This window comes from Polaribacter marinus, from assembly GCF_022662535.1.
Taxonomy (GTDB): Bacteria; Bacteroidota; Bacteroidia; order Flavobacteriales; family Flavobacteriaceae; genus Polaribacter; species Polaribacter marinus.
Genome location: NZ_JAKQYM010000001.1, coordinates 57,397 through 80,621, shown reverse-complemented (window position 1 = coordinate 80,621; position 23,225 = coordinate 57,397). Strand labels below are relative to the sequence as shown.

The window sequence follows — 23,225 nt, the reverse complement described above, 5'->3', positions numbered from 1 at the left end:
TTGGTTAATAGCCCTTCCCTTGTCAGGCACAAAAATAAAATAATGAAACACACATATCATATACACGGAATGACTTGCAACGGTTGTCGCAGTCACGTAGAAGAAACACTTTCAAAAGTTGATGATGTTTCAAACGTAAAAGTCAATTTAGAAAAATCAGAAGCTATTATTGAAATGCAATCACATATTTCAATTGAAATATTTCAAAAAGCATTAAAAGAGGATGGTGGTCGATATAGTATTCATAAACAAGGTAAACACCAACCTAATAAAGAAAAAAAGCAGGAACAACCTAAAGGCAAAGGAACAGGTACATTTTATTGTCCTATGCACTGCGAAGAAGACAAAACATATAATAAAGCAGGTGATTGTCCTGTTTGTGGAATGGACTTGGTGGAAGAAAGAAGTTTAACTACAACAAGTAGCCAATTTACGTGTCCAATGCACCCAGAAATAATTAAAGACGAAGCAGGTTCTTGTCCTGTTTGTGGGATGGATTTAGTGCCATTAGAAGCGGATATTTCAGAAGAAGACAAAACCTATAAAAAATTGTTGAAAAAGTTTTGGATAGCTGTAATTTTTACTGTGCCAATATTTTTAATAGCAATGTCAGAAGCATTAGATAATAATCCTTTATATAATGTTTTAGAACAAAAACAATGGAACTGGATTCAGTTTGCATTATCAATCCCTGTAGTGTTTTATGCAACTTGGATGTTCTTTAAACGTGCTTACACATCAATAAAAACAATGAACCTGAATATGTTTACTTTAATTGGTATTGGTTCGGGTATCGCGTGGTTATTTAGTGTATTTGCAATGGTATTTCCAGATGTATTTCCACAAGATTTTAAAACAGCCGATGGTAATGTATTTGTTTATTTTGAAGCTACAACGGTAATTTTAACATTAGTATTATTAGGTCAATTATTAGAAGCAAGAGCACATAGTCAAACAAGTGGCGCAATAAAAGAATTACTAAAATTAGTGCCTTCAACAGCAACATTGGTTACTAATGGAGAAGATAAAGTTATTGCAATCGATAAAATTGAAAAAGACAATTTATTACGAGTTAAGCCTGGAGAAAAAATTCCAGTAGATGGTAGTATTGTAGAAGGTCATAGTAGCATTGATGAATCTATGATTACTGGAGAACCAATTCCTGTAGATAAGAGCATAGACGATAAAGTAAGTTCTGGCACAATTAACGGTACAAAGTCATTTATTATGAAAGCTGAAAAGGTAGGTTCCGAAACCTTACTTTCTCAAATTATTCATATGGTAAATAATGCAAGTCGTTCAAAAGCACCTATTCAAAAATTAGCAGATAGAATATCTAAATACTTTGTTCCAATTGTATTAGTTGTTGCAGTAATAACATTTATAGTTTGGGCTATTTTTGGTCCAGAACCTGCTTATGTTTTTGCCTTTGTAAATGCAATTGCTGTATTAATTATTGCTTGTCCTTGTGCATTAGGTTTGGCAACACCAATGTCTGTTATGGTTGGTGTTGGTAGAGGTGCGCAATCTGGTGTGTTAATTAAAAATGCTGAAGCATTAGAAAAAATGAATAAGGTAGATACGCTTATTGTAGATAAAACAGGTACGATTACTGAAGGAAAACCATCAGTTGAAAAAGTAATCTCAATTAATAATTTAAAAGAAGAAAAACTACTTCATTTCATTGCTTCCTTAAATCAATATAGCGAACATCCTTTAGCAGAAGCTATTGTAAACTATGGTAAATCTAAAAATACTGCAATTACAAAAGTAAACGATTTTCAAGCTGTAGCAGGAAAAGGTGTTATAGGTACTATTGAAAACAAAAAAGTTGCTTTAGGTAATGCAAAGTTATTAGAGCAGTTTGCCATAACTATTTCTAAAAATTTAGAAACTAATGTGGTTGCAGAACAAGAACAAGGTAAAACAGTATCGTATATAGCAGTAGATAATGAAGCTGTTGGATATGTAACTATTTTCGATGCCATTAAAACCACAAGTCAAAATGCTATTAAACAACTACAAGATAATGGTGTTGAGGTAATAATGCTCACTGGTGATAATAAAAACACTGCAAAATCGGTAGCAGAACAATTAAACCTTAAACACTATAAAGCAGAATGTCTTCCAGAAGATAAATTGAATGAAATTGATAAACTTCAACAAAAAGGAAGTGTTGTAGCAATGGCAGGTGATGGTATTAACGATGCGCCAGCTTTAGCACAATCAGATGTTGGTATTGCAATGGGTACAGGTACAGATGTAGCTATTGAAAGCGCTTCAATTACGTTAGTAAAAGGAGATTTACAAGGTATTGTAAAAGCTAAAAAATTAAGTCACGCTGTTGTTAAAAACATAAAGCAGAATCTCTTTTTTGCTTTTATATACAATGTATTGGGTGTGCCCATTGCAGCAGGTGTTTTATACCCAATATTCGGGTTATTACTCTCACCAATGATTGCAGCTTTAGCAATGAGTTTTAGTTCAGTATCAGTAATTGCAAACGCATTAAGATTAAGAAATATTAAAATATAGAAAAATGAAAAAATATATAGTTTACATAGTAATATTAGCAGTTGGCTTATTATTAGGTTGGTTGTTATTCGGTAGTTCATCAAACAAAGAAACTGAACATAATCACGATGAAATAGCAGAAACCAATCAAAAATGGACTTGCTCAATGCACCCACAAATTATGCAACCAGAACCTGGTGATTGCCCTATTTGTGGTATGGATTTAATTCCTGCCGAAGCTGGAGCAGATGGTTTAGCAGCAGACCAATTCAAATTAACAAAAAATGCAATGGCGTTGGCCAACATTCAAACATCAATTGTAGGTAGTAGTAAAGCAGACGATAACGGTATTAAACTATCAGGTAAAATTGTTGCCAATGAAAAAGCAAATGCTGTGCAAGTCAGTTATTTCTCTGGAAGAATTGAACGCTTAAATGTCAGTTTTACTGGAGAAAAAGTAAACAAAGGGCAATTATTAGCAACCATTTATTCACCAGAATTATATGCAGCACAACAAGAATTAATTACAGCAGCTTCATTAAAGGAATCACAACCGGCATTATATAAAGCAGTTCGTAATAAATTAAAATTATGGAAACTTTCTGAAAAGCAAATCAATAAAATAGAACAAACAGGAAAAATAAAAGAAAATTTTCCTGTCTACGCAACTATCTCTGGTACTGTAACAGAAAAATTAGTAGAGCAAGGCGATTATATAAAACAAGGGCAACCTCTATTAAAAATTGCAAACTTAAATTCAGTTTGGGGAAACTTTGATGTGTACGAAAACCAAATAGACTTATTTAAAAAAGGGCAAGAAATAAACGTAACAACAAATACTTATCCTAATAAAAAATTTAAAGGTAAAGTAGATTTTATTGATCCTATTTTAGATAACAGAACTCGTACTGTTAAATTAAGAGTAGTGCTTAATAATAAAGACGAAGTATTTAAACCAGGAATGTTTATTGAAGGGAAAATTAAAGAGGTAACCTCTAATAAAGAAAAATCATTATTCGTGCCTTCATCTGCCATTTTATGGACAGGTGAACGCTCTGTAGTATATATAAAAACCAATCCAGACCAACCAGTTTTTGAAATGCGTCAAATAACTTTAGGTAATCAAATAGGTAGTAATTACAAAGTATTAAAAGGTTTAGAAAATGGTGATGAAATTGTAACCAATGGAACTTTTACAGTTGATGCAGCAGCACAATTACAAGGAAAAAAATCTATGATGAATAAAGATGGTGGAAAAGTAATGACTGGTCACGAAGGGCATTTAGGTATGGATAGTAATTCATCAAAAAATAATACAGACCATACCAATATGAATGAACGGTTGGAAGTATCAAAAGCATTTCAGAAACAATTAAAAAAAGTATTTGAAAGCTATATTAATTTAAAGGATGCGTTTGTTAAAGATAACTCAAGTAAAGCATCAGAAAATGCAAATAGTTTACTTGATAATTTGAATAATGTGGATATGAAATTAGTTAAAGATGAAGCTCATAATCATTGGATGTCATTAGTAAAAGAAATTAAATCTTCAACAATTGCTATTTCTAAAGCAGCAAATATAAAAGAGCAAAGAAATCATTTTAAACATTTGTCTTCGCATTTAATTAAAGCTGTGCAACTATTTGGTATCAATGAAAAGGTATATGTAGAGTTTTGTCCAATGGCAGATAGTAATAAAGGTGCCTATTGGTTAAGCAAAGAAGAAAAAGTAATCAATCCATATTTTGGCGAAGCAATGCTAACCTGTGGAGAAGTAAAACAAGTAATAGAATAATTAAATACAAACTATAACAATTAAATTTTAAAACAATGAAAAAAGTAATTTTAAGTGTAGCCGTAATTGCAGTATTAGGTTTTACAAGTTGTAAAAACGAAACAAAAAAAGAAACAAAAACAACCACTACACAAATGTCAAAGGATATGGCAATGACGGATTTGTCTTTTGGTGTAAGAGGTAATTGTGGTATGTGTAAAAAAACCATTGAAAAAGCAGTAAATGCTGTTGAAGGTGTTGCAAGTGCAAATTGGAATGTAGATAAAAAGAAAATCGATGTCTCTTTTGATGATACCAAAACCAATGCAATGGCAATTCATAAAGCAATAGCAGCTTCTGGTTATGATACTGAAAAAGTAGCAGGAAGCGAAGAAGCTTATAAAAATTTACCAGGTTGTTGTCAATACGACCACGAAATGAAAATGAATCAATAAATAAGTATGATTTTTTAATGTAATTTATAGCAAAAGGAAAATTAAGGTTTTTTCTTTTGCTATAAAATATAACTAACCAAACACCTTTTAATTATTGTAAAGCCTATTATTTGCACAACCATTGCATTAAATAATTTATATATTTGCTACAATGAAATTATTAGCATTCATATTATCAATTTATATTTTCGCACTCAATCTAGCACCTTGTGCTGATTTTGATGTGTCTGATAATGATGTTAAAACTGAAATTTCACAAGCTATGGATAATGACCATCAGCACCAAGATTCAGATTTATGTTCACCTTTTTGTATATGTCAATGTTGTCATATAAACGCTACATATTTTCAGTTTTCTTACATAAAATATGAAATAACATTTATTTCTACCCAAGATTTTTTCTACCACAATGGGATAGAAAAAGATTTTACGACTTCCATTTTACAACCACCTCGGGTATAATTCAGTTTTCATAGGATAGCTATATCCTTTTTTAATGTTTTCGTCTTCGAGTAGCATAGCTACGAGAAGCTCATATTGAGCGAAATCGAATTACGAACACACTTTTATATTTTTTAACTGAATTAATACATTTTAATATGATTAATAAAATCATTGATTTTTCAATCAATAATAAATTCATTATTGGGTTGCTAACGCTTACCATTATTGGAGCAGGTATTTGGAGTATGACCAAAGTACCAATAGATGCTGTTCCGGACATTACCAACAACCAAGTACAAGTAATAACCCAAGCACCAAATTTAGGTACCGAAGACATTGAGCAATTTGTAACTTATCCTGTAGAAGTTGCAATGAGTAACTTACCAGATGTTCAAGAAATTCGTTCCGTTTCCCGTTTTGGTTTATCAGTAGTTACCATAGTTTTTGACGATGACATGGGTACTTACCTTCCTCGTCAATTAGTGGCGGAAAAACTAAATGAGGTCAAAGAACAAATTCCAAGTGGTTTTGGCGAACCTACAATGGGACCAATTTCTTCAGGATTAGGAGAAATTTATCAATACACGCTAAAAGTAAAACAAGAATATAAAGCCAAATATTCGATTACAGATTTACGAACGATGCAAGATTGGATTGTTCAACGTCAAATGGCAATGGTAGAAGGTGTTGTTGAGGTTAACGCAATTGGCGGCAAAATTAAACAGTACGAAGTTGCTGTAGACCCAAACGAACTAAAAGCCATTGGATTAACAATTACCGATATTTTCAATGCACTTCAAGCCAATAATCAAAATACTGGTGGTGCATACATTGAAAAAAATCATCAAGCCAATTTTATTCGTGGTGAAGGTTTAGTACGCAGTTTAGAAGACATTAAAAAGATTACGGTTAAAAACACAAATAGCATCCCAATTACAGTAGGCGACATTGCCACGGTTCAATACGGTTCTGCTATTCGTTATGGTGCATTAACACAAGATGGCGAAGGCGAAGTTGTTGGTGGTTTGGTAATGATGCTTAAAGGTGCAAATTCAAACGATGTTATCGAGAATGTCAAGCAAAGAATGGCGCAAATTGAAAAGTCATTACCAGAAGGTGTTATTATTGAACCTTTATTAGATAGAAGCAAACTAATAAGTGAAACAACATCTACCGTTGCAACCAATTTAATTGAAGGTGCTTTAATAGTTATTTTCGTTCTTATTTTCTTATTAGGAAATTGGAGAGGTGGTTTAATAGTAGCTTCAACAATTCCACTATCCTTATTATTCGCATTTATACTAATGAATGTCTTTGACGTTTGGGCAAATTTAATGAGCTTGGGGGCAATAGATTTCGGAATTATTGTCGATGGCGCTGTAATTATTGTAGAAAGTACCGTTTTCCTGATTGCTTCACAAATCTTAAAAAAGAAGAAGCTAACCTCTAAAGAACGTGATAATGTTGCAGCAAATGCTTCAAAAAAAATGATGAATGCGGCATTTTTCGGTCAACTAATTATCTTAATTGTGTTCCTTCCTATTTTAGCTTTAGAAGGGATTGAAGGCAAAATGTTCAAACCAATGGCATTGACTTTCATTTTTGCAATGATTGGTGCAATGGTACTTTGTTTGACGTATGTTCCTATGATGTCTGCACTTATTTTAAGAGCACCAAAATCAGACAAAAAATCCTATGGCGATAAGTTCGTGCATTGGGTAGAAAGTAAATACCAACCTTTATTAGAAAAAGCCTTAAAAAGAGGAAAACTAATAGTTGGAATCGCAGTTATTTTATTCGGAATTACCGCTTTTATGTTTTCTAGAATGGGTGGTGAATTTATTCCACAACTTGATGAAGGTGATATCGCGTTTCACGCTATTTTAAAACCAGGCAGTTCACTTTCTGAAACCATTGAAACAACCACAAAAATTGAGCAAATTGTAAAAGCTAATTTTTCTGAAGTCGAAAAAGTAGTGAGTCGTATTGGTGTTGCCGAAATACCAACCGACCCAATGCCTATGGATTTAGCAGATGTTATTGTGATTCTGAAACCAAAAAGCGAATGGATAACAGCTAAATCTAAAGATGATTTAATTGAAGAAATGAAAGAAGCGGTTGAAATAATTCCTGGTGTTAACTATGAATTTACTCAACCTATTGAAATGCGTTTTAACGAACTACTCGAAGGTGTTAGAGAAGACATAGCTATAAAACTTTATGGAGAAGATATAAATGTACTGTCTCAAAAAGCAGAAGAAATATCTAAAATAATTGCAGGTACAGAAGGTATTGGTGATATGAAAGCGGAAGCTACCACAGGTTTACCACAAATGACAATCACCTATAACCGAAGTAAATTAGCACAATACGGACTTCAAGTAAATACTTTAAATCAAATTGTACAATCTGCCTTTGCAGGAGGTACAGCAGGTGTTATTTTTGAAGGTGAAAAACGATTTGATTTAGTGGTTAGGTTAAGTTCTCATAATCGTAAAGACATAACTGATGTTCAAAACTTGTTTGTCAACTTGCCTTCTGGTGCACAAATTCCACTTCGTGAAGTTGCAGACGTAAGCTACAAAGCTGGCCCTATGCAAATAAGTAGAGACAATACTAACAGAAGAACTTATGTAGGTATTAATGTAAGAGGTCGTGATGTAAAATCGTTAGTAGCAGAAATCAAATCAAAATTAGATGCAAATCTTCAATTGCCTTCAGGTTATTTTATTAGATATGGTGGTGCTTTCGAAAATTTAGAACGTGCCAGTAATCGCTTGCAAACTGTAGTACCAATAGCATTACTACTTATTTTTGTGTTAATATATTTTGCGCTAAAATCACTACCACAAACTTTAATGATTTACATCGCTATTCCAATGGCAACCATTGGTGGTGTTATAGCCTTATGGCTTCGTGATATGCCTTTTAGTATTTCGGCAGGTGTAGGTTTTATTGTCCTTTTTGGTGTTGCAGTTTTAAATGGTTTAGTAATGATTAGTGGTTTAAATGAATTAAAAGAAGAAGGCGTTACCAATTTAAAAGATAGAATTATTGAAGGTACAAAACGAAGAATAAGACCTATTATGCTTACAGCTTTTACTGATGTATTAGGCTTTTTGCCAATGGCTATCTCTGCATCGGCAGGTGCAGAAGTACAACGTCCTTTAGCAACGGTAGTTATTGGTGGTCTGTTAACTTCTACATTATTAACCTTGTTTGTGCTTCCTATTTTATACCATTGGGTAGAGAACAAGTCTTTTAAATTTAAAGCAAACAAAAAATTTGCAACTGCAACAGCTATTATAGTTTTTATGTTTTTGTTTCCAATAACAGGAAATGCACAACAAGTTAGCGACTCTTTGCCTATTGTTTCATTACAAGAAGCTATAAAAATGTCAAAAGAGAACTATCCTAGTTTAAAACAAAGACAGTTAGAAATTGATAAACAGCAACAATTAAAAGGGACTGCTTTCGATTTTGGCTCAACTCAAATTTTTACAGGTGGTGAGGAAATTAAAGATGGTTCAGGTATTTACACAACTATTGGTGTTGGCCAATCAAATATAGATGTGTTTGGTATTGCACCAAAGCAAAAATTATTAGAACAACGTATTCAATTAGCGCAAAAGGCGTATCAACTTTCAGAATTGGAGTTAGAATTAGAGGTGAAAAAAGCCTGGTCTAATGCCTTTAAAAGTAAACGGAATTATAATCTGTATAAAGAATTGAATGCTATTTACACCAATTTTAAAAAAGCTGTTGAGTTAAATTATGAAGTAGAAGCTATATCAAAATTAGAATATTCAGCAGCTAAAAATCAAGCTTTACAAATTAAAAATAAAACAAAGCAAGCTTATAGCGAATACCTCATTGCTTTACAGCAATTAAATTTATGGTTAGTTTCTGAAAAAATCTATACAGTTCCAAACGAGTTTAAAACCCTTAACAACATAGATTTAACAGCCTTTAGTGCAGAAGCTCATCCTTTGTATGGTGTTTCTCAACTTAAAATAGCAGAAGCAGAAGCAAATTACAAAGCTGCTAAAGCCGAGAATTTACCAAAGTTTAACCTTCAAGGTGGTTTACAAAAAGTAAACGGTAGTTCAGGCTATTATACTTATCAAGCCGGTATTTCTATACCATTTCTTTCTGGTACAACAAGAAAACAAATTAGAACTGCAAAATTCAATAAAGAAATTGCAGAAGTAAATATGTTATTTAAACAAAAGGAAGTGCAATCTAAATTTAATCAAGCAAAAGAAAATTACCAAAAATGGAAAACGTCTTGGCTATTTTATAAAGATGAAGTATTACCACTTATTAAAGAACAGAAAACTGGCGCTTTATTTGCTTATAAAGAAGGCGAAATTGATTATTCTGCCTTTACGCAACTTATAAATCAAGCCATTCAATCAGAGTTAGAAGCTCAAACAGCATTGGTAAACTATTTACAAAGCATTTTTGAATTACAATATTTTAAATAATAACACTATGAAAAACAGATCATATAATATCCTAATAATAGTAATGTTGACCTTTTTAATAACTGCCTGTGGCAATAAAGAAAAACACAACGAAGAAGATGGGCATTCTCATAATAAAGAAACCAAAATTGAAACTAATGAAGGGCATAGCGAAAACGAAGAAGTGATGCTATCAGCACAACAATTTGAAGCCTTAAAAATGAAAATTGACACCATTGCGTTGCGAAATATGAGTGGTTATGTTGAAGCCAATGGAACGTTAGAAGTACCACCACAAAATGAAGCAGCAATAACTTCCGTAATTGGAGCTAATGTAGTTTCCATTAAAGTAATTGAAGGAGATAAAGTAAACAAAGGTCAGGTTGTTGCTTATTTATCACATCCTAATATCATTCAAATGCAAACCAATTATCTCAATGCGTATAGCAATAGCAATTTTTTAAAGAAAAATTATGAACGTCAACAAAAATTATATAATGCTGGCGTAGGCTCTGGTGCAAATTTTCAAAAAGCAGAAGCAGAATACGAAGCGTCAAAGGCTATGGTTAATGGAATGGCAGCTCAACTACAATTACTAAATATCAGTACAACATCGGTTCGTAATGGCACAATAGCTCAACAAGTAGCATTGCGTAGCCCAATTGAAGGGTTTGTTCAAAAGGTAGAAGTAAAAACTGGTCAGTATGTTGAACCTCAATCAGAACTCTTTGAAATAGTAAATACACATCACGTCCACGCAGATTTAATGGTCTTCGAAAAAGATGTTTATAAAGTAAAAAAAGGTCAAAAAGTAACCTTTAATGTTCAATCTACTCAAAATGAAGAATTAATTGCAGAAATCTATTCGGTAAGCAAAACATTCGAAGATAACCCTAAAGCAGTACACGTTCACGCAGAAATTGAAAATAAAAAAGGTAATTTAATTCCAGGAATGTATATCCAAGGTAAAATTCAAGTTGAAAATACAAAAACAAGAGCATTACCAGAAAGTGCCATTATAAAAGAAGGCGATACCTATTTTGTGTTTTCTGTAGAAAAGGAAAATGAAGATTGGAGTTTCAAACCAGTCGAAGTCATTTTAGGAGCTAAAGATGGTAATTGGATAGCTGTAGAGTTTACTAAAGAAATCGAAACGAGTACAAAATTCGCTTATAATAATGCCTACTACCTTATTGCAGAAATGAAAAAAGGTGAAGCAGAACACGAACATTAAATTATGCAAACTATAGAACAATTATTAGAGTCAAAAGAGATACGTGTTACAGCAATGCGATTACTTATATATAAGTTTCTTGCACAAAAACAAATAGCAGTTACATTAAGCGATATTGAAAATGCTTTTGAAAAAGCAGATAGAACCACCTTATACAGAACAGTTAAAACATTTGAAGAAAAAGCAATTGTTCATCAAATAGACGACGGTACAGGTATTACTAAATATGCCCTTTGTGAGCAAGGATGCAGTTGTGAAATTGAAACCGATTTACATTTACACTTTCATTGTAATAATTGTAACGAAACTATATGTTTAACAGAACATAAAATACCTCAAATAAAAGTGCCTGATGGTTTTGTTTCTGAAAACGTCAACTTGGTTGTAAAAGGTATTTGTGATAAATGTAGTAGCTAACAATGCACTTCCATTGCAGTCAATTTTAAAGCATCTTTGAATTAAATTTAAGTATCAATGAAAAAAAAGAAACTCAATTTAAGAGATATAAAACCTAATTCTGAAAAAGAACACAGTCACGATGATGGTCATAATCACAGTAAAGGTTCCAATAATTTTAAAGCATATAGTGCAGCGATAGTAAGTTTTGTAATGCTAATCATTGGTATTACTTTAGATTATTTTGATATTAATTTTTTTAGAGATTGGATTCGCATTGTTTGGTATATCATAGCATATATACCTGTTGGATTTCCTGTTGTAAAAGAAGGATGGAAAAGTATTAAAAAAGGTGATGTCTTTACAGAATTTTTTTTAATGTCAATCGCAACCATTGGTGCGTTTATTATTGGTGAATATCCTGAAGGTGTTGCAGTAATGCTATTTTATGCAGTAGGCGAATTATTTCAAAGCACAGCAGTTAATAGAGCAAAATCAAACATTAAAGCATTGCTTGATGTTAGACCAAAGGAAGCGTTAGTTTATCGAAATAAAGATTATGTTTCTGTAAATCCTGAAGCCGTAAATATTGGCGAAAAGATACAAGTACGTGTTGGCGAAAAAGTACCTTTAGATGGTGTTTTTTTGTCTGAAAAAGGATCATTTAACACAGCAGCTTTAACTGGTGAAAGTAAACCAGATACCATTGCCAAAGGTGAAAAAGTATTTGCAGGAAGTATCAATCTCAATGGTGTTATAGAAATTGAAACCACCAAAGAATTTAAAGACAGTTCCATTGCTCGTATTCTCGATATGGTTCAAAATGCAACAGCTCGTAAATCTAAAACCGAATTATTCATAAGGAAGTTTGCACGTATTTACACACCAATTGTTGTGTTTTTAGCCATAGGCGTTACATTATTACCTTATTTTATTGTCGATGGTTATGTCTTTAGAGATTGGTTGTATAGAGCTTTAATTTTCTTGGTAATATCTTGTCCTTGTGCTTTAGTTATTTCAATTCCATTGGGTTATTTCGGTGGTTTAGGAGCAGCTTCAAAAAACGGTATTCTATTTAAAGGTGCTTCTTTTCTTGATGCTATGACCAAAATTAATACGTTGGTTATGGATAAAACGGGTACAGTTACCAAAGGTGTTTTTAAAATCAAAAAAGTAAAAGCAATCAGTTGGGAAGAAACTGAATTTATGAAATACTTAATGGCGATGGAAGAGCAATCTACGCATCCAATTGCTAAAGCCATTTTAGAATACAAAGCAAATGGAGCAGATTTTAATGCTACCAAAGTTTCAGAAATAGCAGGAAAAGGTTTAAAAGGAATTGTAAACGGAAAAACTGTTTTAGTTGGAAACAAAGCATTAATGACTGCCAATAATATTGAAGTTGCAAAAGAAATCGACACTATTGTAGAATCTATTGTTTTAGTTTCAATTGGTAATAAGTTTGCTGGTTATGTTGTCATTGCAGACGAATTGAAAGAAGATGCCAAAGAAACCATAACCAATTTGCACAAAGTCGGTATTTCTAAAATAATGATGCTTTCCGGGGATAAAGATTCCATTACTCAAAAAGTAGCTTCTCAATTAAACATTGAAAAAGCAAAAGGTGGTTTATTACCCGAAGATAAATTGAATGAAGTTGAAACTTTAAAACAAAATTCCAAAAATAAAATAGCCTTTATTGGCGATGGTATTAATGACGCACCAGTTTTAGCAGCAAGTGATGTAGGTATTGCAATGGGAGGTTTAGGAAGTGATGTTGCCATTGAAACTGCTGATGTCATTATCCAAACAGACCAACCTTCAAAAGTAGTTAAAGCAATAAAAATTAGTCGTTCTACTCGAAAAATTGTTTGGCAGAATATCATTTTAGCTTTTGGTGTTAAAATAGTTGTTTTAATATTAGGTGCAGGTGGTTTAGCAACAATGTGGGAAGCTGTATTTGCTGATGTAGGTGTTGCGTTATTAGCAATTTTGAATGCTGTAAGATTACAACGAATGCAATGGCGTTAAATAATTAAAGTCATTGTATTTATTTTAATTTTTTTAAAGTAAAGTATTTTTAAACAAACCAGATTTATTGTCCTCATAACTACTGTAAGTTGAAAAAAATTGAAAGAATAGTAAAAAAATTAGATTCTAATTTAGATTTTTTAGAAAAAGAAATTGAAGGCGTTTTAGAGAAGTCTGAAGAGGGTATTAAGGTAACTCAAAGAGCTCTTGAACAAATAAGAGAACTTTTGTTAAAACGAAAATCAGCATCAACTTCTGATGAAATCTATTTTTTCAAAAATATTAAGCCTCAAGTTTTTAGTAAATTAATTTATTATGTGAAATTATTTAGTATTGAAAGTAAAAGACCAAGAAGTAGTAACAAATCTCAAGTAAAGTATTTTAACAAACATATAGATAGGTTGCAAAATTATTTTAATGATAATTTAGAGTTTTATCATTATTATAGACGAGGTGCTACTTTTTTGGATAACGAATATTTTATAAGAGGAAAAGCTAATATTCGTTTATTTCCAGATTCTCTTTCTTTTTTCGCAGATGATAAATTTTCTACAAGCCACGATTCTACTGTAGCCACAATTCTTGCTTATGATATGCTAATAATTTATTTAAAAACTGAAATTGATAAACTTGAAAATAACAATGGTATGGAAGCAAATTATAACGCTTTTCAAAAGCAATCAAAATTATTTTGGACAGGTAATAAAACAGATTTAATAGAACTCATTTATGCACTTCATAGTTCTGGAGTAATAAATAGTGGAACAGCAGATATTAAAGAGGTAGCCTTAATTTGCGAACAAATGTTTAACGTTAGTTTGGGCGATTATTACAGAACTTTTTTAGAAATCCGTTCACGCAAAATAAATCAAACAAAATTCATTGATAAACTAAAAGAGTCTTTAGTAGATAAAATGCTAGAATCTGATGAATAAACACCCAACTTGGGTGTTTTAAAGAGCAAATAATTATCATAGTATTTGCTCTTTTTTATTGCCTATGTTTTACAAGTAAAACATTAAAACAAATCAATGTAACTCATTAAATATGAGCGTATAAAAACACCCAAGTTGGGTGTAACTTGTGAAAAACACTCAATAATTCACTTCATATTTGCTAAACGAAAGTCAAATCACAGATTCACGAATACCTATTTGAAAAAAACATTCTAACTCGTGAATTAAATCAATTTAATAGCTGCCATTGATAACGAAAGTTTGTTGTGGTAGCTGTTTTTAACTTAAATCGTTTACTATGGCAGCAACAATTATTACAACCGAAGATCTTCACGAATTCAAATTAGAATTATTAGAAGGTATTAAAACAATCATCAATAACAAAACAGGTTTAGCCACTAAAAAATGGTTAAAATCACCAGAAGTTCGCGACCTGTTAAGTATTTCACCAGGTACATTACAAAACTTACGAATTAACGGAACGTTACCATACACTAAAGTTGGTGGTGTTATTTATTACGATTATGATGATATTCAAAAAGTAATGCAAGACAATAGAATACACAACAAGTTTTAATGCCACTTTAAGTGCAGCTAAAACACCTATTCTATGCAAAAAGTTAATTATATAAAACACCTAAAAGGTGTATTTATTCAATTCTCTAAAGACAACCGTTTAAATCCAACACATATAAGTTTATATATAGCATTATTCCAAATCTGGAATAACAATCGGTTTTTAGACGAATTTTATATCAATCGAGAAGAAGTAATGAGCTTTTCAAAGATAGGCTCTAAATCAACATATCATAAATGTATTAAAGAGCTAAATCATTGGAAATATATTATTTACTATCCATCACACAATCCATTTAAGGGAAGTAAAATTAAGATGTTCAATTTTGAGACAAGTTATAAACAAGTTATGGACTCATACAATCCTATAAACGGACAAGCACTGGTATCTAATAATAAACATATACAAACTAATAAAAACATTAATAAACTTGACCAGCCAAAAAATGAAAATGATGTTATTACTTTTTTTAAAAATGAAAAATGGCCAATAATTGAAGCTCAAAAATTTTTTAATCATTATCAAGGTATTGGTTGGAAAGTAGGTGGAAAAACAAAAATTGTCAATTGGCAAGCTACTGCTAAAAATTGGATGCTAAAAGCTGAAGAAATAAAAACAAAAATAAATCAAAAAGCAGTTAGCCAAAATCAAGACAACCTAAAGACAAGTAAAAACAAAAACTACAATGAGCCTTTATAACGCTTTGCGTCATACGGCGCTTATTTCAGTAACTCACTATCTAAAACTATGAATAAGATACAACCACATATTATAAAAGAAGGAGGTGTTCAATACCAATTAGGAGAATTTAATAACAATAATATTTCATACGATTTCAAAAAAATATTAATTTATCTTGATGCAAAAGGAAAGCTGCTCTTTGGTAAAAACTTTAAAATCTATGAAGAAGATGAGGTTATTTTATATAAACTATGTGTCTATTTTATAAGTGATTTTGAGGCTTGCAAAAAATTAGAAATAGATCCAAACAAAGGGATATTATTATCGGGACCTGTAGGCTGTGGTAAAACAAGTTTAATGAAATTATTAAGGTTTATGGTACCACATCAAAAACCGTATGAACTAATTCCTGCTAGAAATATCACATTCGCATTTAATAATATTGGTTACAAAACTATTGAAGAATATGGTAATAGTAGTTTTTATTGTTTTGATGATTTAGGTGTTGAATCAACTGGTCGTCATTTTGGTAAAGATTGTAATGTAATGGGAGAAATTCTTTTATCTCGTTACGATTTATTCCTAAAAAGAAAAATAAGAACACACGCTACAACCAACCTAAATGCACAAGAATTAGAAGAAAGATATGGTAATCGTGTACGTTCTCGAATGCGACAAATGTTTAACTTAATAAGTTTCGATTCAAGCAGTAAAGACAAACGAGGTTAAAATTTTAATAGCTTTTAAATATTGAAAACAATAATAAGTAAATAGACGTGTTTTAAATCTATAACAGAAAAAGTCGTTAATTATACGACTTCTTAATGAAATTTGTAAATTTGTTGAATAATGGACAAAACTAGCGACATAACCCAAATAAGAAGTTTAGCTCAAATATTTTCTGCCTCTAATTTTAAAAAAATAGTAAGAGAAGATAATTATTTTGATACATTTTACCGTATAAACAGATATGCTAAAATTAATGAGAATACTACTAATCTTGAGGTGCTAAATCAAATTTACAAATCATTATTAAAGGTTTATAAAAATGAATATGTCTATAAAAACGTACTAATTAACAAGCTTTTAATTAAAAAATATAGTCTTAAAAATACCATTGCTTTAAATGAATTTAAAGTAGGTAATTCTATTGCAGATTTTGTGCTTTTAAATGGTGAAGCTCGTATTTATGAAATAAAAACAGAGCTTGATGGTTTAGAGAAATTAGATAAACAAATATCAGATTATGAAAAATTTGCTGATAAAATTTACATTGTAACAAGCTCTAAACACATTCCTAATTTATTGACAAAATATTACAATTCTAATATTGGTATTATTGAATTAACTAATAGAAATGCACTTAAAACTTTAAAAGAAGCAAAAGTAAATCAATCAGTTTTTAACCACGAAACATTATTTAAAACATTAAGAAAAGACGAATATTTAAGTATAATTAAATCATATTTTAATGCTGTGCCAAATGTGCCTAATACACAAATATTCAGAGAATGTCTTAAGTTGTCAAAAAATATTGATATTTTAGAATTTCAAAAATTAGTAATTCAAAAATTAAAATTTAGAAATATTTCTAACCCAGAAAGTTTTAAAGAAAGACAAATTCCAGAATCATTAAAACATATATGTTATTCTTTAAACTTTTCTGATAATGAATACCAACAGTTAGATAATTTTTTATCCCAAAAAAGCAAAGTATGTATTTCCCATATGTTAGAGGTAAACAATTTGAATTAATCGCATTAAGAGATTTATGCTCTATATTTTCAGATGATATATTAAAAACTTCACCAGTAATAGAACCAGTTAAAAGTACATCAACTTTTAAATCAACATTAAAAGAATTAGCTTCTAAAAATGTTAATTTTAATATTATTATAAACCCTAGAGTTGGCGATTTAAAAGGAAAACATCAAGAAATTATTGATGTAGTTTCAGAAAGTTTACAAGGCTATGAGAACTTCCAATTAGCTGTTATTTTGGATGATAAGTCCGAAAGAAATATCCAAACATTTATTGATTTTATAGGTGCTCTGAATTTTAATTTTAATGGTGTTACCTTAATTCACAATTCTGAAGTTTCCGGTAATAATATAGAATTACTTACTACAAATCTTAATATCGTTTATAACTTAATTTACTTCTCTAAAACAAGTAGAAGATATTATAGAGAGTTTGCTCAAAACACGCGAGTATCACTAGATGATTATTTTAAGGAAATGCCTAAAAATGCTGATTATCTTGATTTAGAAAGCAGCTTTTCTGAAGAATACAAATATTATCAAGAAGATGGTTTTGTTGGTTTTGGCGATTTTCTTACTATAGGTGATAATTATTCCGATTCAGGATTTTTACCTAGAGCTGTAGCAATACATTTATCTTATATAGATGGTAATGATAGAATAAGAGTAAAACATTTTGTGTCTGACTCTAATGGTGATGTATCAGATATTGGTGGTAAATTTTCTGAAGCCATACATAAGTTAGTTACTTGGTGCAACCAACAAGACATACAAACAAATGCAGTAAATACTTTTCGAGATTTGCACCAAAGAGGTCATTTCCCTGGTCTTGGCACTTTAAAAAAGTTGTCAATTATGAATCACATCGAATTAGTAATTAAAAACATTTAGTTATGAATTGTTGTGTAAACTGTTTTACTAGTGATTATATCATTAGTATAATAAATGCTGATGATAGAGTTGGTAACTGTAATTTTTGTAAATCAACAAATGTATCTATTTATACACCTAGAGAGTTAATTCCTTTTTTTAGAAATTTCTTGTCCTTATACGCTGTTGATGCTAGCTCTAACCAAGATATAGCTCAATCTTTAAAAAAAGATTTTAACCTTACAACAGATATAGTTGAAGATTCCAAAGAACTATTTAAAGCAATTTTTATAGATGAAATGGAAGATATTACCGAATTATTTAATAGTAACGTATCTTCTGAAATTAAGATAGAATTACTCTCTGAAACAAATCAAATTCACGGTATTTGGGAAGATTTTAAAGAAGAAATAAAATATACAAATCGTTACCACATTCAAAATACAATAGATTTAAAAAAACTAGCCAATTTTTTTGAGCACGAAAGTTTTTATAAAGAAATTAAAAAAGGAAGAATATTTTACCGTTGTCGTATTTCAGACAAGAAAGGTTTTGCGCCAGATAAAATGGGTAATCCACCAAAAGAAGTTACTACTGGAGGTAGAGCAAACCCTAAAGGTATTTCTTATTTATATGTTGCAGATACACTTAAAACATCTTTATATGAAACAAGAGCTTCACTCTTTGATTATGTAACTGTTGGCGAATTTCAGTTAAAAGAAGATTTAAAAATTTTAAATTTAAGGAATCCAAAAGATGATCCAATTCCTTGGTCAGAAAATGAAGCAATTGAAGATTTTTTAATTTATGTTCCTTTTATTCAAACATTACAAAAAGAAATTTCATTACCAATTCGTAAGTTAGATAAACAATTAGATTATATTCCTACTCAATATATTTCAGAGTTCATTAAATCATTAGGTTTTGATGGTGTAGAATATCAAAGTTCCTTATATTCTGAAGGATATAATTTGGCAATTTTTAATCCTGAAAAATTAAATTGTAAAACAACACAAGTTTATGAAATTGAAGGTATTGATTTGCATCATAAAGCAGCTATATAATTTCCCCACAAACTAAAACCTAGTTTTTTCGTTCCTCAAAATCCTCTGTCTTTTAGTTTGTTCCCCTCGCCATTCCTTTATAGCGTTTAAATTGCCTCACTTATGCAGCACATTACAGCTTGTTTCATTCGTGCCTCATTACACAACTGCAAAGAGCTGCACAATGCCAAAAGCTAATAATTTAAACGCTATCCCAAGCTATATTTACATAACGTGCAGTTATACTGCTCTTCCGTGAAAAACTCCAGGCACTATAACGCCATTATGTAAAATAGCCACACATCCGACGCGCATCCAGTAATTAATAATAACAAGTAGATAATTTAATAACATTCCGTCTTTTTTACATTGTTTTTATAAGTGCCTACTGGTAAATTTAAGTGAATATTTTTAAAATCATTAAAATTTCAGTTTATAAAAGAAATTGTAAAGCACCTATAAAATCAAAAAAAAGCCAATAAGAGTATAACTTTTTATTTGAAAAAATCAGGATAGTTGGTTTCACTAAAAGTAAATGCTATTAACAATCAAATAAACTTATATATTTCAATAATCTAACTCATAAGTAATATTTTCAAAACATTCACTTTTAACAAAACCAATCAAAAAAACAGTACAATCAAATAAAAAGCAATACACTTATTCTCGCTGCTGCCGGCGCACTAGGTATTTTAACTTTATTATAATTCCTTACCTCATTCAACTGCACAAAACCATCGTTAAGTCCAAGTTTTCCTTATCTCAAGTATTTGCTTGTTTCATTTCGTTAACAAACATTAGATGCCTCTTTTCCCCACCACCCATTCAACGGTGTAGGTTACAGCAATTATTAATGTTTGCCAAGTGTCTGTGGTAGGATGCATTTCATTCGTTCAATCCCTTATCAGGGAATCACTCTTTACATTTACCCACCTCAACACAGCGCATAAAAAAAGCACATTATTATCATAATGCACTTTATTTATTTTTTCCAACCCTAACATCAATAATTACTTCCACCTACGTCACTTTACCCCGAAAAGAGATAACATTTATTATTGAAAAAAGGAAAGAGAAAACAAAGATAAGCACTAGCGTGCTTGGTGTTCTCTGCTTTCTCTTTCCTTTTTTTTAGGCTTTTTTCGTTTCTCTTTTAAAATTAATGTTATTGGGTTTGTAGTTCCAAAACTATTTTTTGAGTTTAATTTTAAGCTTTTCGTATAAAAATTTCAAAAAAATTGAAACAAAAAAACTAACTGTTGCGCCAACAATAGCTAAAATACTGGTAGTGATAAAATCTTCAACACCAATATTTACAACTGAAGAAAAGAAAATACCACCCAAAAAACTAGCTTTTGTATTATGGTCCATCGTTAGTTGCATTAGCTTTAATTTCAGATTTACCTTCATCTTTAACAACTGCTTGACTTACAGCTGTGGCAACTGTTCCGGCAACTGTCATATAAGTTGCAATTGTTACAACAATAGCTGGCATTGTGATTGGAGCTGCAATAATGGCACCACCAGCTGTTGCCAAAGCAATACCAATATTTCTTAAAATTTTGAAAAACTTCGGAGTTGGTTTTTTATAACGTTCTACAATGTTCATAATTTTGTGATTTAATAGTTAATAAAATAGATTCTTTACGGTCTTTTGCTTGATGTACCAAAGACAATAGTTTTTGCATCATTGGTCTTGATTGAGTTCCCATACCTATATTACTTAAATAGGTTACTGGTGCAATACATCCTTCTAATTCTTTTAAAGCATTATTAGCTGGATGAAATAAAATCAATCGTCTGTTTTTTACACCTTTAACTAAAAGATGATTTTGAAAACGTTTAGAATACCTTGTAACGATTTCATAAGAGCCTTCCGGAATACACGATAAATTACGCTTGTTGTTTTTCCAGGGAAGCTCTATTGTGTGACATAAAAAGGTATCAGAACAAAAGAGAGTACCATTAGTACCCTCTTTGTAATACGCTCTATAGAGTATTAAATCCATAATTATGGAGTATCTATAGTAACAACAGATAAGGCATTGTAAGCACCGTTTTTTAACTCATACATTTGCCCATTTACTTCTTGATAAAATTCAATACCAAGCACCTGAACAACATCTACAGTAGAGTTTGCAGTTAATGACGCTGTTAAAGCAATTGCAGCTGTATCAGCAGGCGTGTAAGGCAGAATTGCTGTTTCGTCATTTTCAAAAACTGAAGCTTCATTTTCAAAATCCAATTCAGCAGCACCCATAACCACTTTAAAATGTGTTGTTCCAGTTGGAGCTGCAATTCTTAAAGTTGGAGAAAAAGGAGCAATATCTAAAGTAGCGTCCCCAGAAACACGGTCAAACGCATTTACAAAAGGTGTAAACAAAGTAGTACCCAGTTTACCATTCAGATTGAATTCAAAACCTAATAATAGGTTTAAATCCCCTTCTGTTAAGGTTCTTAAACCTCTATCATTGGTCGTGTCTGTCTTAATGATAGCTAAAAGGTCTTTTGTTAATCGAGAAACTACACGTTTATCTTTTGCATTTTGCAAAAGAATACGAATAGCATTTCGCAATACTTTTCCACCTTTTCCTGCACGTCCAAATTCCGACCCATTTTCACGCGTTCTCTGAAACGCAGGATCATTTGCAATACGACTGGCATCAACACCACCCTTTTCGCGTGCTAGATGTCCATCACTTGTTTTGTAAAAAGAAATACCACCGATAGTTCCTTTTAATTTAATAATTCCTGTTTGTCTTGCCATAATATTTCATTTTTTGATTAATAAAACAAAACAACTAACTTGTATTCAGGTATTAAAAAATCAAGTTCCGTTAAATGCTATATAAACCGATTTTACCAAATAAACCACAGATGGCTTTATATTTGTATGAAAAAGCATAGATAAGCCCTAGATAAAGCCTTATGAATCGCAAACGAATATGTATATATGCAAAAGATATCCAACTTATAACAGGTAGGAGTGAGCGATATGGGCGTAAATTACTTCAAACTATCCGAGAATTACAAGATAAAGAACCTCATCAATTTGTTACTATACGTGAATTTTCGGAGTATTCAGGTATAGAAATAGAAGTTATCAACCAGTATATTAATTAGTTACAATCTACTTTTATTTTTCATAAAATTTGTGTAAATTTATGTTGTATTGTTAAGTTGAGGTTGCTATATTTGCATCGCTCAAGTGTAAACTAATACAAAGCGAAAGTTCTTATCAATAAAGTTACCCATTCGGTTACCACGTAATTTGAAAATTACATAACTTATTGATTATTAAACATAAACGGGAAGCAGTTATAATCCTGCCACCCCGACAAAAAGCCAATAACAAATTGTTATTGGCTTTTTTAATTCATGACAATTCAATATTTTGTTTAATAAATTTTTTAATTAATTAAACATTTACTATATTTGAGAAATTCGGCAAGATAATTGTTATGATAAATTATAATAATAAAATGAATTTATGGAACTAATAGAAAAAGCATTAGAATTTGAACATAGGAAAATGAAATTCCCTACAACAAGTGATCGTATTTTAGCAGCAAGAGAGGCAAAAGATTTAATCTTAAGCCTTAATGAAGTGTATAAAGAAAACAAAGAGGAAGAAATAATGGACATTATGAAACGCCTAACAGCTATTAAACAGAGAATTGAAAGACGTTTAAAAGGAAAACCTTTAACTGCATAAAAAAGCTATATTTCCCCTTGTATTTCTAACTTTTATAATTATATTCGAAAATTAGAAAAAAGGAAACACTATAGATAGAATGAATTTAATTGAAAGAGCCACAGAGTTTGAGAACAGAAAATTCTCATTTAAAACTACTAGTGACAGAATATTAGCCTCTAGAGAAGTAAAAGCTTTAATTTTAGAACTTAACGAAGTTTATAAATTAGAAAAAGATCCAGAAATTATGGATCAAATGAAACGATTAACCGCTGTGAAACAAAAAATTGAAAAGCGTTTAAAAGGAAGACGATAAACATTTTTCTAAA

20 protein-coding genes are annotated in these 23,225 nt (G+C 30.9%); 17 read left to right on the top strand and 3 right to left on the bottom strand.

Features of this window, described 5'->3' with window-relative positions:
• Positions 1–42: 42 nt before the first annotated feature.
• The 15 genes from MC378_RS00345 to MC378_RS00275 all read left to right on the top strand — a co-directional run bounded on the left by MC378_RS00345 (position 43) and on the right by MC378_RS00275 (position 19,223).
• Positions 43–2,535: a heavy metal translocating P-type ATPase gene (locus tag MC378_RS00345; RefSeq protein ID WP_242176717.1), complete on the top strand. Its 2,493-nt coding sequence runs from the start codon at positions 43–45 to the stop codon at positions 2,533–2,535.
• Between the two features lie 4 nt (positions 2,536–2,539).
• Positions 2,540–4,309 (top strand): efflux RND transporter periplasmic adaptor subunit, encoded by a 1,770-nt coding sequence (locus MC378_RS00340; protein ID WP_215968331.1) that lies wholly within the window; start codon positions 2,540–2,542, stop codon positions 4,307–4,309.
• 35 nt (positions 4,310–4,344) lie between these two features.
• Complete coding sequence (locus MC378_RS00335; RefSeq protein ID WP_215968332.1) at positions 4,345–4,743, top strand: heavy-metal-associated domain-containing protein; 399 nt, start codon at positions 4,345–4,347, stop codon at positions 4,741–4,743.
• Positions 4,744–4,894: 151 nt separating this feature from the next.
• Positions 4,895–5,206 carry a DUF6660 family protein gene (locus MC378_RS00330; RefSeq protein WP_068704622.1) on the top strand — a complete coding sequence of 104 codons (312 nt, stop codon included), beginning with the start codon at positions 4,895–4,897 and terminating at the stop codon, positions 5,204–5,206.
• Between the two features lie 137 nt (positions 5,207–5,343).
• On the top strand, positions 5,344–9,675 hold the full coding sequence (locus MC378_RS00325; protein ID WP_242176715.1) for a CusA/CzcA family heavy metal efflux RND transporter: 4,332 nt from the start codon (positions 5,344–5,346) through the stop codon (positions 9,673–9,675).
• Between the two features lie 7 nt (positions 9,676–9,682).
• Entirely contained in the window at positions 9,683–10,888 is a 1,206-nt protein-coding gene (locus tag MC378_RS00320) for an efflux RND transporter periplasmic adaptor subunit (protein ID WP_215968334.1), read from the top strand.
• Between the two features lie 3 nt (positions 10,889–10,891).
• Complete coding sequence (locus MC378_RS00315) at positions 10,892–11,305, top strand: Fur family transcriptional regulator (RefSeq protein WP_215968335.1); 414 nt, start codon at positions 10,892–10,894, stop codon at positions 11,303–11,305.
• A gap of 57 nt (positions 11,306–11,362) precedes the next feature.
• Positions 11,363–13,315 carry a heavy metal translocating P-type ATPase gene (locus MC378_RS00310; RefSeq protein ID WP_215968336.1) on the top strand — a complete coding sequence of 651 codons (1,953 nt, stop codon included), beginning with the start codon at positions 11,363–11,365 and terminating at the stop codon, positions 13,313–13,315.
• A gap of 89 nt (positions 13,316–13,404) precedes the next feature.
• Positions 13,405–14,250 (top strand): RteC domain-containing protein, encoded by an 846-nt coding sequence (locus MC378_RS00305; protein ID WP_215968337.1) that lies wholly within the window; start codon positions 13,405–13,407, stop codon positions 14,248–14,250.
• Positions 14,251–14,569: 319 nt separating this feature from the next.
• Positions 14,570–14,848, top strand: a complete 279-nt coding sequence (locus MC378_RS00300; RefSeq protein WP_068704635.1) for a helix-turn-helix domain-containing protein — start codon at positions 14,570–14,572, stop codon at positions 14,846–14,848.
• Between the two features lie 33 nt (positions 14,849–14,881).
• Positions 14,882–15,547, top strand: coding sequence for a hypothetical protein (locus MC378_RS00295; RefSeq protein WP_068704637.1), 666 nt, complete (start codon positions 14,882–14,884; stop codon positions 15,545–15,547).
• Between the two features lie 48 nt (positions 15,548–15,595).
• The gene (locus MC378_RS00290) at positions 15,596–16,258 is read left to right on the top strand and encodes a P-loop NTPase family protein (protein ID WP_068704639.1); all 663 of its coding nucleotides are present in this window, start codon (positions 15,596–15,598) and stop codon (positions 16,256–16,258) included.
• A 120-nt stretch (positions 16,259–16,378) separates the two neighbouring features.
• Positions 16,379–17,284, top strand: coding sequence for a sce7726 family protein (locus MC378_RS00285; protein WP_242176713.1), 906 nt, complete (start codon positions 16,379–16,381; stop codon positions 17,282–17,284).
• Complete coding sequence (locus MC378_RS00280; RefSeq protein ID WP_068704643.1) at positions 17,245–18,180, top strand: sce7725 family protein; 936 nt, start codon at positions 17,245–17,247, stop codon at positions 18,178–18,180. The genes MC378_RS00285 and MC378_RS00280 overlap by 40 nt, the downstream gene beginning before the upstream one ends.
• 2 nt (positions 18,181–18,182) lie before the next feature.
• On the top strand, positions 18,183–19,223 hold the full coding sequence (locus tag MC378_RS00275) for an RES family NAD+ phosphorylase (protein ID WP_242176711.1): 1,041 nt from the start codon (positions 18,183–18,185) through the stop codon (positions 19,221–19,223).
• A 1,339-nt stretch (positions 19,224–20,562) separates the two neighbouring features.
• On the opposite strand, the gene MC378_RS00270 is transcribed toward MC378_RS00275, so the two are convergent.
• Genes MC378_RS00270 through MC378_RS00260 form a run of 3 tightly spaced genes read right to left on the bottom strand, consistent with a single transcriptional unit; the run spans position 20,563 to position 21,969 of the window.
• Complete coding sequence (locus MC378_RS00270; RefSeq protein WP_218773187.1) at positions 20,563–20,811, bottom strand: hypothetical protein; 249 nt, start codon at positions 20,809–20,811, stop codon at positions 20,563–20,565.
• On the bottom strand, positions 20,789–21,211 hold the full coding sequence (locus MC378_RS00265) for a DUF5675 family protein (protein WP_218773188.1): 423 nt from the start codon (positions 21,209–21,211) through the stop codon (positions 20,789–20,791). Before MC378_RS00265 ends, MC378_RS00270 begins: the two co-directional genes overlap by 23 nt.
• 2 nt (positions 21,212–21,213) lie before the next feature.
• Positions 21,214–21,969, bottom strand: coding sequence for a hypothetical protein (locus MC378_RS00260; protein ID WP_242176710.1), 756 nt, complete (start codon positions 21,967–21,969; stop codon positions 21,214–21,216).
• Between the two features lie 723 nt (positions 21,970–22,692).
• Between MC378_RS00260 and MC378_RS00250 the strand changes: the two genes are divergently transcribed.
• Positions 22,693–22,917, top strand: coding sequence for a hypothetical protein (locus MC378_RS00250; RefSeq protein WP_242176708.1), 225 nt, complete (start codon positions 22,693–22,695; stop codon positions 22,915–22,917).
• A gap of 79 nt (positions 22,918–22,996) precedes the next feature.
• Positions 22,997–23,212, top strand: coding sequence for a hypothetical protein (locus tag MC378_RS00245; protein ID WP_242176707.1), 216 nt, complete (start codon positions 22,997–22,999; stop codon positions 23,210–23,212).
• Positions 23,213–23,225 lie beyond the last annotated feature (13 nt).

Bases quoted from the DNA above. Each gene is read 5' to 3' on its own strand.
- MC378_RS00250 (WP_242176708.1), top strand. From the start codon at position 22,693: ATGGAACTAATAGAAAAAGCATTAGAATTTGAACATAGGAAAATGAAA.
- MC378_RS00315 (WP_215968335.1), top strand. From the start codon at position 10,892: ATGCAAACTATAGAACAATTATTAGAGTCAAAAGAGATACGTGTTACA.
- MC378_RS00325 (WP_242176715.1), top strand. From the start codon at position 5,344: ATGATTAATAAAATCATTGATTTTTCAATCAATAATAAATTCATTATT.
- MC378_RS00280 (WP_068704643.1), top strand. From the start codon at position 17,245: ATGTATTTCCCATATGTTAGAGGTAAACAATTTGAATTAATCGCATTA.
- MC378_RS00270 (WP_218773187.1), bottom strand. From the start codon at position 20,811: ATGAACATTGTAGAACGTTATAAAAAACCAACTCCGAAGTTTTTCAAA.
- MC378_RS00295 (WP_068704637.1), top strand. From the start codon at position 14,882: ATGCAAAAAGTTAATTATATAAAACACCTAAAAGGTGTATTTATTCAA.
- MC378_RS00265 (WP_218773188.1), bottom strand. From the start codon at position 21,211: ATGGATTTAATACTCTATAGAGCGTATTACAAAGAGGGTACTAATGGT.
- MC378_RS00330 (WP_068704622.1), top strand. From the start codon at position 4,895: ATGAAATTATTAGCATTCATATTATCAATTTATATTTTCGCACTCAAT.
- MC378_RS00345 (WP_242176717.1), top strand. From the start codon at position 43: ATGAAACACACATATCATATACACGGAATGACTTGCAACGGTTGTCGC.
- MC378_RS00320 (WP_215968334.1), top strand. From the start codon at position 9,683: ATGAAAAACAGATCATATAATATCCTAATAATAGTAATGTTGACCTTT.
- MC378_RS00340 (WP_215968331.1), top strand. From the start codon at position 2,540: ATGAAAAAATATATAGTTTACATAGTAATATTAGCAGTTGGCTTATTA.
- MC378_RS00290 (WP_068704639.1), top strand. From the start codon at position 15,596: ATGAATAAGATACAACCACATATTATAAAAGAAGGAGGTGTTCAATAC.
- MC378_RS00245 (WP_242176707.1), top strand. From the start codon at position 22,997: ATGAATTTAATTGAAAGAGCCACAGAGTTTGAGAACAGAAAATTCTCA.
- MC378_RS00310 (WP_215968336.1), top strand. From the start codon at position 11,363: ATGAAAAAAAAGAAACTCAATTTAAGAGATATAAAACCTAATTCTGAA.
- MC378_RS00260 (WP_242176710.1), bottom strand. From the start codon at position 21,969: ATGGCAAGACAAACAGGAATTATTAAATTAAAAGGAACTATCGGTGGT.
- MC378_RS00275 (WP_242176711.1), top strand. From the start codon at position 18,183: ATGAATTGTTGTGTAAACTGTTTTACTAGTGATTATATCATTAGTATA.
- MC378_RS00285 (WP_242176713.1), top strand. From the start codon at position 16,379: ATGGACAAAACTAGCGACATAACCCAAATAAGAAGTTTAGCTCAAATA.
- MC378_RS00335 (WP_215968332.1), top strand. From the start codon at position 4,345: ATGAAAAAAGTAATTTTAAGTGTAGCCGTAATTGCAGTATTAGGTTTT.
- MC378_RS00300 (WP_068704635.1), top strand. From the start codon at position 14,570: ATGGCAGCAACAATTATTACAACCGAAGATCTTCACGAATTCAAATTA.